Raw genomic sequence first — 15,597 nt, forward strand, 5'->3', positions numbered from 1 at the left:
TTTTGGAATAGGTTCCACCTATCGAAACTAAAATTCGCGCCACGCAAAAGCAATCTCCTCCGCTCACAAAGCATTTGACGCGAAAACCAAAGTTTCACCCATTGAAACTTGTGCTATTTAATAAAACCCGTGCTAGTATCATTTCGCTCTCGCCGAGGCAGGCAAATGCCTCGTAGGGATGGCTCATTTGTCCTGCATACAAAGCAGACTCAATAGGAGAATTGGTGATGATTTACACGCGTAGTGGGGCCACCGCCCTGGCAGAGCGGAGCGTTATCGTTTCGCCTGGCACCGGAAACCAACATTGGGGAACGACATTTTTTGGCCCGCGTAGCTCGCAGGGCATGGCTCCAGGCCCTCAGGCGACGATGTCAGAACTCAGAGCACACGAAGCCGTAGTGCCCCATTTCCATGGGGTCTCCATGTTCCAATTGTTTATCGCGGGCAGCGGCACGCTGGGCAATCGCGGTCAAGTGCTGGAGCCACTCACCGTCCAGTTCAAAGATCATCACACCGCTTACGGTCCGATCGTTGCGGGCCCGCAAGGTCTGTCCTTCGTGGCCATGCGCATGTATACCGGCAACTCTCAACCCGTTTACTTGAGTGAGCCTGGCTATCGAGATCATCTGCGTCCTAGCAAACGCAGACATTTGACATCCGAGCGGATCAAGTTCTCTATCGCGCCGGTCATGAAGGATCGCGATGAGGCGATCTGGGAACCTCTGTTTGAAGATGAAACGGACGGTCTGCGTGCACAGGTCTTGCGATTGGGGGCCAACATGACAGTGGAGGGTCCACCACCTGGCGCTGCATCGGGTTATTACGTTTTTGTCGGCAATGGCAGCGTGCTACATGGCGATGAGGAGCTCCCGCTCTGGTCCATGATCGTTGTCGAACCGACCGAAGAAAAGTTCGACATCCGCGCCGGCAGCGAAGGAGCCGAGGTACTTGTGCTGCAGTATCCTCGCGAAGGGATTTGAGCAACAACGCTTGTACTGCCTGCAACTGGTGAACAGACGCTTGTTGGGCTAACGCACCAACAGCGTCACGACGCAAAAGCAACAAATCTACGCGGTAAAACAATAAACAAGTCTACCCCCCCTTCGGGGGAGTAAAAGGCTTTCGCACAACGGAGTTCGTTATGGGCATACGCGTAACGTTCAATGTCAAAAGGCAGGCCGCGCCGATTTCCGGTGCGACCTTCGGTTTCAGGCTCTGCAGCCTGATGGCCTGCTTGGTAGCTGGCGCCGGCGTGGCTTCAGCCGCACACGCTGAGCAACAACCCTCCCCTTCAGCATTGGTCTACAACAAGAGCAACCAAGGTCCTGTACCCGTACCCGTATCAGAACGGGACCTGCTTACGGTTCGCGCACAAACCTGGTTCAAGGCGTCAACCGAAGGGCGAATACTCGAAGGCGCTATCTTCGATCGCGACGGTAACCTGCTCTTCTGTGATGTTTCCGGCAAACGCGTACTGCGTCTGTCACCGACCAAGCAGTTGTCCGTCGTGACGACGATAGACAACCTATACCCCGGCGGGCTGGCCCTTCATCCCGACGGACGCTTGTTCATCGCCGCCCTGGATCTGAACCACAACGTCGGCGCCATTTTCGCCGTCAAGCCAGATGGCACTGAAAAGCAGACGATCATTGCGCCTGACGCGGGGTACATGCCCAACGATCTGGTGTTCAACAATCAAGGCGGTTTCTACTTCAGTGACTTCAAAGGTATTTCGACAGAGCCAAAGGGAGGCATCTATTACGTTCCTCCCGATCTTTCGAACCCTGTTGTTGTCTTGCCACATCTCTCCATGGCCAATGGCGTTACGCTGAGTCCAGACGGTAAAACACTGTGGGCAACGGAGTTTGGGCGCAATCTCCTGCACAGAATCGACCTCGCCGATGCCACCACCATCGCCCCCATAAGCTCGTCCATTCCCTACCGTTTCACGGGCCCGGCCCCTGACTCGATGCGCGCCGACGCGGATGGCAATGTCTATGTGGCGATCTACGGGCAGGGCCGTGTAATGGCCTTCAACAAGAACGGAATTCCGATTGGCCAGGTGCTGTTGCCGGGACGAGAGCAGGGTCACAACTTGCTATCGACGAGCCTCGCTATCGATCCGCAGACGAACACCTTGTATTCCGTCACGAGCGATGGAGAGGGAGGCCAAGGCGCGACAATATTCAGAGCCAAAGTCTTTACCCATGGCTTGCCTCCGGCGTCGTTCAAATGAGCCTGACAATGGCTCTCCTCCCACACGTGTGTCCTATTGATCACATGGAGAAAACCCTATGACCCCTATTGGCGCAGAGCCTGACTCTTCGAATGCCAAGCGCGGTACAACTGCACCGTCGCGATGGGTATGTCGTATTTTTGCCCTTGTTCTACTGATACTCGGCCTGGCGCTTACCGCTGGCGGTATGGTTTTGGTAAAGGACGCAGGTTCTGCGTACTACCTGATCACCGGACTGGCGTTCATCATAAGTAGCGTATTGCTCTGGCGCGGCGATGCGCGCGGGATCTGGGTCTATGGTGCAGTGCTGGTTTGGACCACAGCCTGGAGCCTTTGGGAAGTCGGCTACAACGGTTGGCAGCTGGCACCCCGGCTCATTGGACCGTTCGTTCTCGGGGCCGTCCTGTTGCTACCGGCTTTCTCCCGGCTGAAACACCCGTCCAGCGCAAGAAAGCTGCCACGCGGCTGGCCTTCTTTTACGGGTGGCTTGGTCGTTGCGATCGCAGTGGGAAGTGTCAGTCACGCTGTCGGTCCCGACGCGCCGGACTTGCCGGTAATGCGACGCGGCATGCAATCGCAGGCGCCTGGCAAACTGCCCGAGCCTTTGGCAGACAACGAACGCACTGACTGGCAGGCCTACGGCAATGACCAGGGGGGGACGCGCTTCAGTCCGCTGGCAGACATCAACACCTCCAACGTGTCGAAGTTGGTCAAGGTCTGGGAAGCTGACATGGCCCCGGTGACCGGTGATGCTGTCAACGCGGTCGAAGGCACTCCCATCATGATTGGTAGCTCCCTTTACGCCTGTGACGGTAACAACGGCATCCACGCGTTCGATGCAGAAACCGGTAAGGAGCTGTGGCGCCGTGACATTTCCAACGGCGTGCCGCAGTCAGGCAAACCTTGCCGTGGCGTGGCGTACTACAAAGTCCCCGACGCTCAAGGCGTTTGCGCTGAGCGTATCTATGCACCAAGCCACAACCCCACGCTGGTAGCACTGGATGCGAAAACCGGTGAGTACTGCCCTGGGTTTGGCGAAAACGGCTCGATCAATCTGGCAGAGGGCGTAGCCCCTTATCCACATGGTTTGTTCTACGTCAGCTCGGCGCCGCAAGTTATCCGCGGCAAGATTGTCGTCGGTGGCGGTATCCCCGACGGTCAATACTGGGGAGGCCCGTCTGGCGTCATCAGAGCATTTGATGCCGTGACCGGTAAACTGGCCTGGGCCTACGACGCAGGCGCCCCCCAGCGCCTGGGTCTTCCGCCCAAAGGTGAGTATTACACCCCATCCACACCCAATAGCTGGGCCCCCATCAGCGCGGACGAAAAGCTCGGTCTCGTCTACCTGCCGGTGGGTAATGCGACGCCTGACGCCTACGGTGGGCAACGACGTCCATACGATGAGGATATCTCCAGTGCGGTGATCGCCCTTGACGCGGAGACTGGCCGGCTACGCTGGAAATTCCAGGCCACGCATCACGACATCTGGGACTACGATGTGGCGTCTCAACCCACGCTGCTCAATTGGCCCACCTCCAAGGGCATGCGCCCGGCGCTGATTCAGCCAACCAAACGCGGCGAAATCTTCGTCGTCGACCGCGAGACTGGCGAGCCCATCAAGACGGTGGACGAACAGCCCGTACCTCAGCAAGACATTGCTAAAGGTGAATGGCTGTCCCCAACCCAGCCGGCCTCAGTCGACCTCCCAGCATTCAGGGGGCCCACACTGCGCGAAAAGGACATGTGGGGTGCAACGCCGATCGACCAGATGCTTTGCCGGATCATGTTCAAAGAATCGCGCTATGAGGGCCAGTTCACACCGATCACGCTTGGCAAGAATGTCCTGATCGATCCAGGCTCCATGGGCGGCGTAAACTGGAACGGCATATCCCTGGACGTCGATCGTGGCCTGATGATCGTCAACTGGACTCAAGTTCCCGATCGAATCGAGCTGGTGACGCGCGCAGAAGCAACACGGCGCAACTTCCAGATTGCACCCGGTCTTGATGCAGGTGGTCAGGCCGAGCAGCCTATGCTCGACACGCCATATGGTGCTTATCGGGTCAACTTCCTGTCGCAGCTTGGCATTCCTTGCAATGCACCGCCTTGGGGCCTAATTGGTGCTGTTGATCTTGCCAGCGGCAAACTTCTTTGGTCCAAACCGTTGGGATCACCACGTGACATCGGCCCCTTCGGCCTCCCGACCCTGGTCTCTATCCCGATCGGTACACCGACCGCTGGTGGCGCAGTGACAACCCGTGGCGGCCTGATATTTATCGGGGGTGCAGCCGAACACACGTTCCGTGCCCTGGACGCTGCCACTGGCCGTGAACTATGGAGTAGCCGTCTGGCAACCAGTGCGAACGCTACCCCCATGACCTACCGCAGTCCGGTCAGCGGCAAGCAGTTTGTCGTGGTGGCTGAAGGGGGGCGCCCTCATTATCGTACGAAGCCTGGGACAAAGCTGGTGGCCTATGCCATTCCAGACAGCAAGTGATGGTGACAAGCGATACGCAATCGACCAAGGAGCAGATCGGTCCCGACAGGCTTTCTAGGGCCTAGGCCCGATGAGGCTGTCTGCTCCTGAAGCAAGTTTATCGCGAGTGCAACATCAAAACGCCCGGTGCTTTGCATCGGGCGTTTTGTATTTTCAGACCCGTCCACCGCGACTGCCGCGAGTGCTTAAACCGCACGCCACAACCGGCAGCGAATGACATCCACCCCACTCTTCACTAAAACTGAAGCCCTCACCTCTAAATTCACCTTTCGCGTCTACACACGCATCCCTATCGTTAGACCACGGGCCGGGAACCATTTTCACCCTGCCAGCGCCCCACCACCTTGCAGTGCCTTCCCCATGGCACGATGCCCACGGACCTGGTGGGCATCCTGATAATCCTGGCAAACCCCGCCACCTTCATCACCGGCCAGACTATCGCCTGCGATAGCTGCTATACCCACAGCACTTGATGCCAGTGCCGTACCGACTAGACCGAGGTTAGACAGATGCAGCATTACGAAAGATTTTATATCGACGGCGAATGGGTGGAACCGCTGACGCCTGGCTACAGCGAGATCATTGATCCGACCACCGAAGAGGTATTCGCGAGCGTGGCCATGGGTGGCGTAGCGGATGTCAACAGGGCGGTTGCCGCCGCCCGCACAGCGTTTGAAAGTTACTCCAAGACCACGCTCGACGAACGCATCGCCCTCATCGACCGGATCATCGACGCCTATGAAGAACGCCTCGACGATTTTTCCGCAGTAATCGCGCAAGAAGTGGGCATTCCCGTCAGTGCACGCGCTCAAGTCATGGGGCCGATCGGCCACATGAAAGTCGCGCGTGATCTTCTAAAGACTTACTCATTTGAATCGCGCATTGGCACAACCATCATTCGCCGTGAACCGATTGGTGTGTGTGCGCTGATTTCTCCGTGGAATTGGCCGATCCAGACCAAAGTCATCAAAGTCATTTACGCCTTGGCGGCTGGCTGCACCGTCGTGTCCAAACCCAGTGTCAATTCGCCGATCAGTGCCATTTTGCTCGCTGAGGTGTTGCACAAGGCCGGAGTCCCCAAGGGGGTGTTCAACCTGATCAACGGTCCAGGACGAGTGATTGGCGAGGCCATGTCCAGCCACCCTGATGTGGATATGGTGTCGTTCACCGGTTCCACGGGCGCCGGTAGCCAGGTGGGCCAAGCGGCGGCACGGACGATCAAGCGCGTATGCCTGGAGCTGGGCGGCAAATCCGCTAATATCGTGTTGCGCGACGCGGACCTGGAAAAAGCGGCCCGCTTCAATATCCAGCGGTGCTTCTTCAACACCGGCCAGTCCTGCCATGCGCCAAGTAGGATGCTGGTGCACGAATCCCAGGTTGAGCAGGTAATTCCCTATCTGATCGACGAAGTCAGCAAGTTCAGACTTGGCGACCCGCGCGACCCGCAAACCACCATGGGGCCGATTGTAAGCCGAGCACAATTCGACAGCATTCAGCGCCATATCCAGTCAGGCCTTGATGAGGGCGCGCGCCTTGTTACCGGTGGTTTGGGCAGGCCGGCAGATAAACACCGCGGTTTTTTCACCCAGCCCAGTGTGTTCGTGGGCGTGACGCCCGAAATGACGATTGCTCGAGAGGAAATTTTCGGACCGGTGTTAGCCGTGCTGTCCTATGCGAGCGAAGAGCAGGCCTTGGAAATCGCCAACGACTCGCCCTATGGACTCGGCGGCTATGTCTTCAGTAGCAGCCCTGAGCGCGGGTACACATTTGCCAGCGGTTTGCGCGCCGGACGGATAAGTTTCAATGGTGCAGAAACCAATTCGCAGACACCAATGGGTGGGTATAAACAATCTGGCATCGGCCGATCCATGGGTGTGTTTGGGTTGGAGGAGTATCTGGAGGTCAAATCCGTCTATGGGTTTGATGATCAAGCTTAAGGTCTCTGGGGCCTGTTTGCTGCCAATGAAGCCGATTCAGGCGCGCCAGTAAAGATCGTACTGCGACACCGTGAGTTGCGCAGGTTATAACCCGACCCTCGGGCGCAACTCACGACCTCGGGTTGCGCCTGCAAGGTCGCGCCTACTCCGACGCACCGGCCAAGCGCAGGGGCGTAATCGCAGCCGCCCCAACCTTCACTAAAACTGAAGCCCTCACCTCTAAATCAACCTTTCGCGTCGACACATGCATCCCTATCGTTAACCCACTGGCCGGCAGCCACTGTCGCCCTGCCAGCGAATCGAGGAGGCAAGATGGTCGACGTTTTGGTGATAGGTGGCGGCAACGCTGCATTATGTGCCGCACTCATGGCGCGTGAAGCCGGTGCTAGCGTACTGCTGCTCGAAGGCTCGCCGAAAGTCTGGCGCGGCGGAAATTCGCAGCACACCCGCAACCTGCGCTGCATGCACGATGCGCCTCAGGATGTGCTCATCGATGCCTACCCCGAAGAAGAATATTGGCAAGACCTGCTGAAGGTCACCGGTGGCCTCACCAATGAAAAACTGGCGCGCATCGCCATTCGTGCGTCGTCTTCTTGCCGCGATTGGATGCGCTCGCACGGTGTGCATTTTCAACCGCCCTTGTCGGGTGCCTTGCACGTCGCACGCACCAACGCTTTTTTCATGGGCGGCGGCAAAGCACTGGTCAATGCGTACTTTCGCAGCGCCGAACGCCTGGGCGTAAAAATTCGTTATGACGCTCAGGTTACCGACATAGAAATAAAAGACGGCTCGTTTGTCGCCGCTCACTTGGCCGAGCGCGATGTCGACGGGCAGCGACTGCCCGCCGAACGTATCGAAGCACGTTCCTGCGTCCTGGCCTCCGGCGGTTTTGAATCCAATCGCGAATGGCTGCGAGAAGCCTGGGGCCAGAACGAGCGCGGCGAATGGCCTTCGGATAACTTTCTGATTCGCGGCACACGCTTCAATACCGGTGTTTTATTGCGACGCATGCTGGACCTGGGTGCCGATGTCGTCGGCGATCCAACACAGGCACACATGGTCGCCATCGACGCCCGCGCCCCCCTCTATGACGGTGGCATATGTACCCGCATCGACTGCGTGTCTCTGGGCGTGGTGGTTAACCGCGAAGGTCAGCGTTTTTATGATGAGGGCGAAGATTTCTGGCCCAAGCGCTATGCAATCTGGGGCCGCCTGGTGGCTGGCCAACCTAACCAGCAGGCCTACTCGATCATCGATCAACAGGCGTCAGGCCGCTTTATGCCACCGGTGTTTCCCGGGACCAAAGCCCAGACGTTGCAGGAGCTCGCGCGGCTTCTAAACCTGCCACAAGCGCAATTCGTCAAGACCATCGAGGACTATAACAACGCCTGCCACATCGGGACGTTCGACCACACCACACTCGATGACTGCCATACCGAAGGGCTGACCCCGGCCAAAACTCACTGGGCAAGGCCGTTAGTCAAACCACCCTACTACGCCTACCCGCTAAAGCCTGGTGTCACCTTTACCTATCTCGGCTTGGCCACCGACGAAACGGCGGCCGTGCACTTTGCCGGTAAGGCCAGTCCCAACCTGTTTGTCGCCGGAGAAATGATGGCCGGCAACGTATTGGGCAAGGGATATACCGCAGGTATCGGCATGGCCATCGGTACCGCCTTCGGGCGTATCGCCGGCGTACAGGCCGCGGCCTCTGCAGGGTTCAGTCCTTCTTCTGTGAAATCGGAACTTCAACATGCAGCTGTTTGATCCTCAGATGTCCAGCCAACTGATCCCGGTCCTCAACCTGCAGGAAACCGAAGTCGAACGGCAGATGACCATTTGCAATGCCTGTCGCTATTGTGAGGGTTTTTGTGCCGTGTTTCCGGCGATGACCCGGCACCTGGAATTCGGCCAGGCCGATATCCACTATCTGGCAAACCTTTGCCACAACTGCGGTGCATGCCTGACGGCGTGCCAATACGCCGCCCCGCACGAGTTTGCGGTCAATGTACCCAAAGCAATGGCCAAGGTAAGGCTGGAAACCTACGTCAGTTACGCCTGGCCGCAACCCCTGGGCAAACTCTACCAGCGTAACGGTCTGACGCTGGCACTGGCCTCAGGCGCAGGATTGGCGCTGTTTCTGGTGCTGACATTGTTGACCATGGGCAACCTGTTCACTGCAATGCCAGGCGGTAACTTCTACGGGATTTTTCCACACAACACATTGGCGCTGATGTTCGGCGCGGTGTTCGGTTTTGCCGTGTTGGCACTGAGCATTGGTGTGCGACGCTTTTGGCGTGAAATTTCCCCCGCTGAAGCGCCCCTGCCATTGAAAGCCAGTGCAGCACTGGAGGCTGGCGTAAATGTCGCGCAGCTCAAATACCTGGACGGCGGTCACGGAGAAGGCTGCACCAATGCCGATGACAAATTCACCCTGTGGCGCCGCCGTTTCCACCACCTCACGTTCTACGGATTCATGCTGTGCTTTGCGGCCACGGGCGTTGCCACCCTTTATCACTATTTGTTGAATTGGTCCGCGCCCTACCCGGTTATCAGCCTGCCAGTACTGCTCGGCATTTTCGGCGGTGTCGGCCTGCTGATCGGCCCTGCCGGTTTGCTCTGGATGAACCTGCGACGTAACCCGCAGCAGGGTGACGAATACCAAAAGCCGATGGACCTTGGTTTCATCGCGCTCTTATTCCTGGTCAGCGCCAGTGGCCTGGCATTGCTTGCCTGGCGCGAAAGCAGCGCATTGGGGTTGCTGCTCGCGATCCATCTAGGTCTGGTCATGGCGTTCTTCCTAACCATGCCGTACAGCAAATTCGCGCACGGCATATTCCGTAGCGCAGCGTTGCTGAAATACACCATTGAAAAACGTCAACCGAATCCGATCAGCGCCGGCAGTGAATGACTTCAGTGTCCTTAAACACCTCCATAACAATCACAAGAGGAGCGTTACCGATGTTCAAATTAAAGTACCCACCTGATATCGCAATCGACACTTCAACCTCACCCACTGGCTAAAAAACCACGGACGGCCTGTAGCAACCCTTAACAGAAGATAAAGCAGAAGACGTGTTCGATCATCTGACTAATAAAAACAAAAGCAGAGATTATCATGACCGCTCAAATTAACCGTACCACGCTTACTAAAACCTCAGTCGCAATGCTGTTGCTCTGCGGAGCCACCAGCAGCCAGGCGCTGGAAGCCTTCAACCCCGAGTCGCCCTGGATGCTGGGCGATTGGGGCGGCCTGCGCTCAGAATTACTCGAGAAGGGTTATACGTTTAACGTGTTCTACACGGGCGAAACCGCGACTAATCTCGCCGGCGGCTATGATTCACACACCACCACGCGATATACCGACCAACTTGCGCTGTTGAGCAATATGGACCTTGAGAAAATCCTCGGTTGGAAAGGCGCGGATTTTCAATTCACGCTATCGAATCGCAACGGGCGCAACCTCACCAATGACGTGATCACCGACCCGCGCGTGGGGGGCATCAGTCAGGTTCAAGAGGTGAACGGCCGAGGCCAAACCGTGCGTCTTACGGATCTCTGGTACCGCCAAAAGTTCTTTGACGGTGGGCTGGATATCAAACTGGGCCGCATGAACTTTGGCGAGGATTTCGGCAGCTTCCCCTGCAAATTCCAGAACCTGGCGTTCTGCGGCGCCCAACCTGGGAACTGGGCCGGCAATATCATTTACAACTGGCCGATCACTCAATGGGCCGGCCGCGTAAAGGTTGCGCTGGGCGACAACACCTATGCGCAAATCGGTGCTTACGAACAGAACCCGTCCTACCTCGAAAAAGGTAACCGTTTCAAACTCAGCGGCAGCGGCAATGAAGGAACCCTGGTGCCTATCGAGCTGGTCCATGCCACCTCGCTGGGAGCCGGACATTTGCCAGGGGAATATCGCGTGGGGGCGTATTACAGCAGCCGTAAAGCAAACGACGTCAACACTGAAGAAAATGGTGTAGCCAAATCCCGGGACAACAAACACGGCGCCTGGGTTGCCGGGCAACAACAAGTTTGGAGGGACCCGGACTTCGCCGCGCGCGGGCTGACAGTGTTTGCCTACGTCACAGCGCATGACAAAGCCACCAATATGATTGATCGCTATGCGCAAACAGGGCTCTACTACACGGCCCCCTTCAAATCTCGCCCGAATGACGAGATTGGCGTCGCCATCTCTACCCTCCACGTCAATAAACGTTACAAAGAGCATCAGCAGCAATTGAACGACCTGGCGGGTGTCAGTGATTACAACGACCCGCGTTACACGCCAACGCAAGGGTCGGAAACCAACATGGAAATTTATTACGGGTTTGCCGCGACCAAATGGCTGACCGTACGCCCCAACCTTCAGTTCGTTGGCAACCCAGGGGGCGTCAGCGAGGTTAAGGATGCGTGGGTCGCAGGTTTGAAATTCGAGACCAGCTTGTAAGAGGACGAGTCCGATGCGATTGACTGTCAGCGTAAGCATTAAAATGAAGTTTCGGGCTCTGCAAGGTCGCGCTGGATTGCTGAGCACCTGCTTCGCGGCGCTCGGTAGCAAGCTGTCCAGCCACTCGCTCTCACACCTGGAGCAATTTCCGGAAGCGATTTTGTTGCCCAACCGTCCGGCGGTACTGGATTAGGGGCAACTGCTGAATCAGGGCGACGGTAGGGCCGGACGCGCCTTGGCAAGCGGTAAAATGATCCCGGCCAAAGAAATCTGACAACTGTCCCATCCACTTGAACGGAGCAATCCTATGACCTGGTCCAAACCTGCTTACACTGATCTGCGCATCGGTTTCGAAGTCACCATGTACTTCGCCAGCCGTTAATCCGCTGGGTAATACAACGCCTCGGTTCGCCCGGGGCGTTTTTGTTTTGAGCTTTGCTTGGGAGCTACCATGTTTGTCCAGATTCTAGGTTCCGCCGCCGGCGGTGGTTTCCCGCAGTGGAACTGCAACTGCGTGAACTGCGCAGGTTTTCGTGACGGCAACCTGCGGGCGCAGGCACGTACCCAGTCGTCCATTGCGATTTCCGACGACGGCGTGAATTGGGTGCTGTGTAACGCCTCGCCGGATATCCGCGCGCAGCTGCAAAGCTTTGCACCGATGCAGCCCGGCCGCGCCCTGCGCGATACCGGCATCAGCGCGATCATCCTGATGGACAGTCAGATCGACCACACCACCGGCCTGCTGAGCCTGCGCGAAGGCTGCCCGCACCAGGTGTGGTGCACCGACATGGTCCATGAAGACCTGAGCACCGGCTTCCAGCTGTTTACCATGCTCACCCATTGGAACGGCGGCCTGGCCTGGAACCGCATCGAGCTGGACGCCAGCTTCACCATCCCGGCCTGCCCAAACCTGCGCTTCACCCCGCTGCCCCTGCGCAGCGCGGCGCCGCCCTACTCGCCGAACCGCTTCGACCCGCACCCGGGCGACAACATCGGCCTGATCGTCGAAGACCTGCGCACCGGCGGCAAACTCTTCTACGCCCCTGGCCTGGGCAAGGTCGACGCGCCGTTGCTGGAGATCATGGCCAGCAGCGATTGCCTGCTGGTGGACGGCACAATGTGGGATGACGACGAGATGCAGCGCCGTGGCGTCGGCACCCGCACCGGCCGCGAGATGGGCCACCTGGCGCAGAACGGCCCCGGCGGCATGCTCGAAGTTCTGGAACAGTTACCCAAGCAGCGCAAGGTGCTTATCCACATCAACAACACCAACCCGATCCTCGATGAAGATTCTCCCGAGCGAGCGGAGCTGGTGCGGCGCAATGTCGAAGTGGCTTACGACGGCATGAGCCTTGAATTGTAGGAGCAACTGAAATGACCGACACACCGCTGACGCTCGCCGAATTCGAACATGCCTTGCGGGCCAAGGGCGCCTTCTACCATATCCATCACCCTTACCACGTGGCGATGTACGAAGGCCGTGCCAGCCGCGAGCAAATCCAGGGCTGGGTCGCCAACCGCTTTTACTACCAGGTGAATATTCCCCTGAAGGACGCGGCGATCCTGGCCAACTGCCCGGACCGCGAGATTCGTCGCGAGTGGATCCAGCGCCTGCTCGACCACGATGGCGCGCCGGGCGAAGACGGCGGCATCGAAGCCTGGCTGCGCCTGGGCCAAGCGGTCGGCCTCGACCCGGACCAACTGCGCTCCCAGGAACTGGTGCTGCCCGGCGTACGCTTTGCGGTGGATGCCTACGTCAACTTCGCCCGCCGCGCCAGCTGGCAGGAAGCCGCCAGCAGCTCGCTGACCGAGCTGTTCGCGCCGCAGATCCACCAGTCGCGCCTCGACAGTTGGCCTCAGCATTACCCGTGGATCGACCCGGCCGGCTACGAATATTTCCGTACCCGCCTGGGCCAGGCCCGCCGCGATGTGGAGCACGGTCTGGCGATCACCCTGCAGCACTACACCACCCGTGAAGGCCAGGAACGCATGCTGGAAATTCTCCAGTTCAAACTGGACATCCTGTGGAGCATGCTGGATGCCATGAGCATGGCCTACGAACTCAAACGCCCGCCGTATCACAGCGTGACCGAGCAGCGGGTCTGGCATAAAGGGATCACCCTATGAGCTTTGATCGCAGCAGAACACCCATCTGGCGCCCGGGCTATCGCTACCAGTACGAGCCCGCGCAAAAAGGCCATGTGCTGCTCTACCCCGAAGGCATGATCAAGCTCAACGACAGCGCCGCGCTGATCGGCGGTTTGATCGACGGTGAGCGTGACGTGGCGGCCATCATTGCCGAGCTGGATAAACAATTCCCCGGCGTACCTGAGTTGGGTGACGACATCGAGCAATTCATGGAGGTCGCCCGTGCTGAGCACTGGATCACCCTTGCCTGAAAAGCCGGCCATTGGCCTGCCGCTGTGGCTATTGGCTGAGCTGACTTACCGCTGCCCATTGCAGTGCCCGTATTGCTCCAACCCGCTGGATTTTGCCGAGCAGGGCAAGGAGCTGAGCACCGAGCAGTGGATCAAGGTATTTCGCGAAGCCCGCGAGATGGGTGCCGCGCAGCTGGGGTTTTCCGGCGGAGAGCCGCTGGTGCGCCAGGACCTGGCCGAGTTGATCGCCGAGGCACGCAAGCTGGGGTTCTACACCAACCTGATCACCTCGGGTATCGGCCTGACCGAGCAGAAGATCAGCGACTTCAAGAAGGCCGGCCTGGACCATATCCAGATCAGCTTCCAGGCCAGTGACGAACAGGTGAACAACCTGCTGGCCGGGTCGAAAAAAGCCTTCGCACAAAAGTTGGAAATGGCCCGCGCAGTTAAGGCCCATGGCTACCCGATGGTGCTGAACTTCGTCACCCATCGACACAATATCGACAAGATCGACCGCATCATCGAACTGTGCATCGCGTTGGAGGCAGACTTTGTCGAACTCGCCACCTGCCAGTTCTACGGCTGGGCGCAGCTCAATCGTGTGGGGTTGTTGCCGACCAAAGAACAGTTGGTACGTGCCGAACGCATCACCAACGAATACAGGGCCAAGCTCGAAGCCGAAGGCCACCCGTGCAAGCTGATATTCGTCACACCGGATTACTACGAGGAACGCCCAAAAGCCTGCATGAACGGCTGGGGCAGCATCTTTCTTACAGTGACACCGGATGGTACAGCCCTACCCTGCCACGGCGCCCGACAGATGCCGGTGCAATTTCCGAATGTGCGTGACCACAGCATGCAGCACATCTGGTACGACTCGTTCGGCTTCAACCGTTTTCGCGGCTACGACTGGATGCCCGAGCCGTGCCGTTCCTGCGACGAAAAAGAAAAGGACTTCGGCGGCTGCCGCTGCCAGGCCTTCATGCTCACGGGGGATGCGAGCAACGCCGACCCGGTGTGCAGCAAGTCCGAGCAGCACGGCATCATCCTTCAAGCACGGGAAGAAGCCGAGCACGCCACCCAGACCATCGAGCAACTGGCCTTTCGCAATGAGCGCAATTCACGGCTCATTGCCAAAGGTTGACCTTATAGCAAGCGGGAATACATTGGGTTTTGCGGGAATAAAGGAATCGGGAGCAAGGGATTGCCCCCCTTCACCGCACCATTACTGAGTAGAAATCAATTCTGCATCAATAACTCAACCGCTAATCATTAAATAATTACGCTGTAGACTACCCCCATACTGATAACAACATCACCTCGATTATCAAGTGAACGGTTAACTCTTACGCTTCTCGATAATCCTGCACGGCCCACACAATGAAACTGACGGGCACTTCTTCTGAGCCAAAAAATTATTTGGTTCTAAATATTACATAGAAAATTCCTTACAGGCATCGACTTACAAAGCGTTACAAGTGTGGACATCAAAAACCTCACGCGTTTCAGTTTGTTATCGACCCTCATATAACGCTCAAGGCAGGACACTTATGAAACTTTCAAAATTGGTAGTTGCTCTTATCGTAACAACGGGACTGGCGGGCTGCGCAACCGAGCCTCCACCCCTTAAAAACGGTGAATCCATAGTCAATCTGCAGACACAAATCGGCGATCAAATGCTTGCAAGGCGCCTGGACGCGCAGCGCGCCGAAAACCTAACTTACTTCAAAGTATTACCAGGCGCCCGCACCATGGAGTTGGGGATTGTCACTAAAGGCTACCAGGAAAACCAGCACCGCTGCGTTGCCACGCTCGCCTATAACAACTTTTTACCTAATGAACATTACACCTTGAACCAAAGCAGTTCGGGAAGAGAAGTCAAAATTGAACTGTTCGACAGTAAAGGCAACGCCCTGGCTCAAACTGACACGGTAGCGTGTCTGTAACTTTTGATACACCCGTTAACGTTGAGGGCCGGCCTTCCCCCGAAACACCTGCGCACTTCTCGGCAGTGGACTCAAGAACAGAGTGATCATGGTTTCAGTCAACGCAAAACAACAACGCCCGGCTATAACCGGGCGTTGTTGTTTTGGTCGCTG

Annotated in this window: 13 protein-coding genes; all 13 read left to right on the forward strand. The window is 57.5% G+C overall.

Annotated features, from left to right (window positions below; genetic code table 11):
• Positions 1-422: 422 nt before the first annotated feature.
• The 13 genes from AB1462_RS14050 to AB1462_RS14110 all read left to right on the forward strand — a co-directional run bounded on the left by AB1462_RS14050 (position 423) and on the right by AB1462_RS14110 (position 15,444).
• Entirely contained in the window at positions 423-980 is a 558-nt protein-coding gene (locus tag AB1462_RS14050; protein ID WP_367246944.1) for a hypothetical protein, read from the forward strand.
• Between the two features lie 161 nt (positions 981-1,141).
• Positions 1,142-2,236 (forward strand): SMP-30/gluconolactonase/LRE family protein, encoded by a 1,095-nt coding sequence (locus tag AB1462_RS14055; protein ID WP_367246945.1) that lies wholly within the window; start codon positions 1,142-1,144, stop codon positions 2,234-2,236.
• Positions 2,237-2,294: 58 nt separating this feature from the next.
• Positions 2,295-4,733 carry a pyrroloquinoline quinone-dependent dehydrogenase gene (locus tag AB1462_RS14060; RefSeq protein ID WP_367246947.1) on the forward strand — a complete coding sequence of 813 codons (2,439 nt, stop codon included), beginning with the start codon at positions 2,295-2,297 and terminating at the stop codon, positions 4,731-4,733.
• Positions 4,734-5,242: 509 nt separating this feature from the next.
• Positions 5,243-6,670 (forward strand): aldehyde dehydrogenase family protein, encoded by a 1,428-nt coding sequence (locus tag AB1462_RS14065; RefSeq protein WP_367246948.1) that lies wholly within the window; start codon positions 5,243-5,245, stop codon positions 6,668-6,670.
• Positions 6,671-6,982: 312 nt separating this feature from the next.
• Positions 6,983-8,437, forward strand: coding sequence for an FAD-dependent tricarballylate dehydrogenase TcuA (gene tcuA, locus AB1462_RS14070; RefSeq protein ID WP_367246950.1), 1,455 nt, complete (start codon positions 6,983-6,985; stop codon positions 8,435-8,437).
• The gene (tcuB, locus tag AB1462_RS14075; RefSeq protein ID WP_367246952.1) at positions 8,424-9,581 is read left to right on the forward strand and encodes a tricarballylate utilization 4Fe-4S protein TcuB; all 1,158 of its coding nucleotides are present in this window, start codon (positions 8,424-8,426) and stop codon (positions 9,579-9,581) included. Before tcuA ends, tcuB begins: the two co-directional genes overlap by 14 nt.
• A gap of 207 nt (positions 9,582-9,788) precedes the next feature.
• A complete protein-coding gene (locus AB1462_RS14080) occupies positions 9,789-11,120 on the forward strand; it encodes a carbohydrate porin (protein WP_367246953.1) in 1,332 nt (443 codons plus the stop codon).
• Positions 11,121-11,427: 307 nt separating this feature from the next.
• Positions 11,428-11,502: a pyrroloquinoline quinone precursor peptide PqqA gene (gene pqqA, locus AB1462_RS14085; RefSeq protein WP_003194766.1), complete on the forward strand. Its 75-nt coding sequence runs from the start codon at positions 11,428-11,430 to the stop codon at positions 11,500-11,502.
• Positions 11,503-11,571: 69 nt separating this feature from the next.
• A complete protein-coding gene (pqqB, locus tag AB1462_RS14090) occupies positions 11,572-12,483 on the forward strand; it encodes a pyrroloquinoline quinone biosynthesis protein PqqB (protein ID WP_367246954.1) in 912 nt (303 codons plus the stop codon).
• Positions 12,484-12,494: 11 nt separating this feature from the next.
• Positions 12,495-13,247 carry a pyrroloquinoline-quinone synthase PqqC gene (pqqC, locus tag AB1462_RS14095; RefSeq protein WP_367246955.1) on the forward strand — a complete coding sequence of 251 codons (753 nt, stop codon included), beginning with the start codon at positions 12,495-12,497 and terminating at the stop codon, positions 13,245-13,247.
• Positions 13,244-13,519: a pyrroloquinoline quinone biosynthesis peptide chaperone PqqD gene (pqqD, locus tag AB1462_RS14100; protein ID WP_367246957.1), complete on the forward strand. Its 276-nt coding sequence runs from the start codon at positions 13,244-13,246 to the stop codon at positions 13,517-13,519. Before pqqC ends, pqqD begins: the two co-directional genes overlap by 4 nt.
• Positions 13,491-14,642, forward strand: a complete 1,152-nt coding sequence (gene pqqE / locus AB1462_RS14105; protein WP_163033231.1) for a pyrroloquinoline quinone biosynthesis protein PqqE — start codon at positions 13,491-13,493, stop codon at positions 14,640-14,642. The genes pqqD and pqqE overlap by 29 nt, the downstream gene beginning before the upstream one ends.
• Before the next feature lie 406 nt (positions 14,643-15,048).
• Positions 15,049-15,444 (forward strand): hypothetical protein, encoded by a 396-nt coding sequence (locus AB1462_RS14110; protein ID WP_367246959.1) that lies wholly within the window; start codon positions 15,049-15,051, stop codon positions 15,442-15,444.
• The last annotated feature ends 153 nt before the right edge of the window (positions 15,445-15,597 follow it).

Source organism: Pseudomonas sp. SB113 (assembly GCF_040754745.1).
GTDB classification, from domain to species: Bacteria; Pseudomonadota; Gammaproteobacteria; order Pseudomonadales; family Pseudomonadaceae; genus Aquipseudomonas; species Aquipseudomonas grimontii.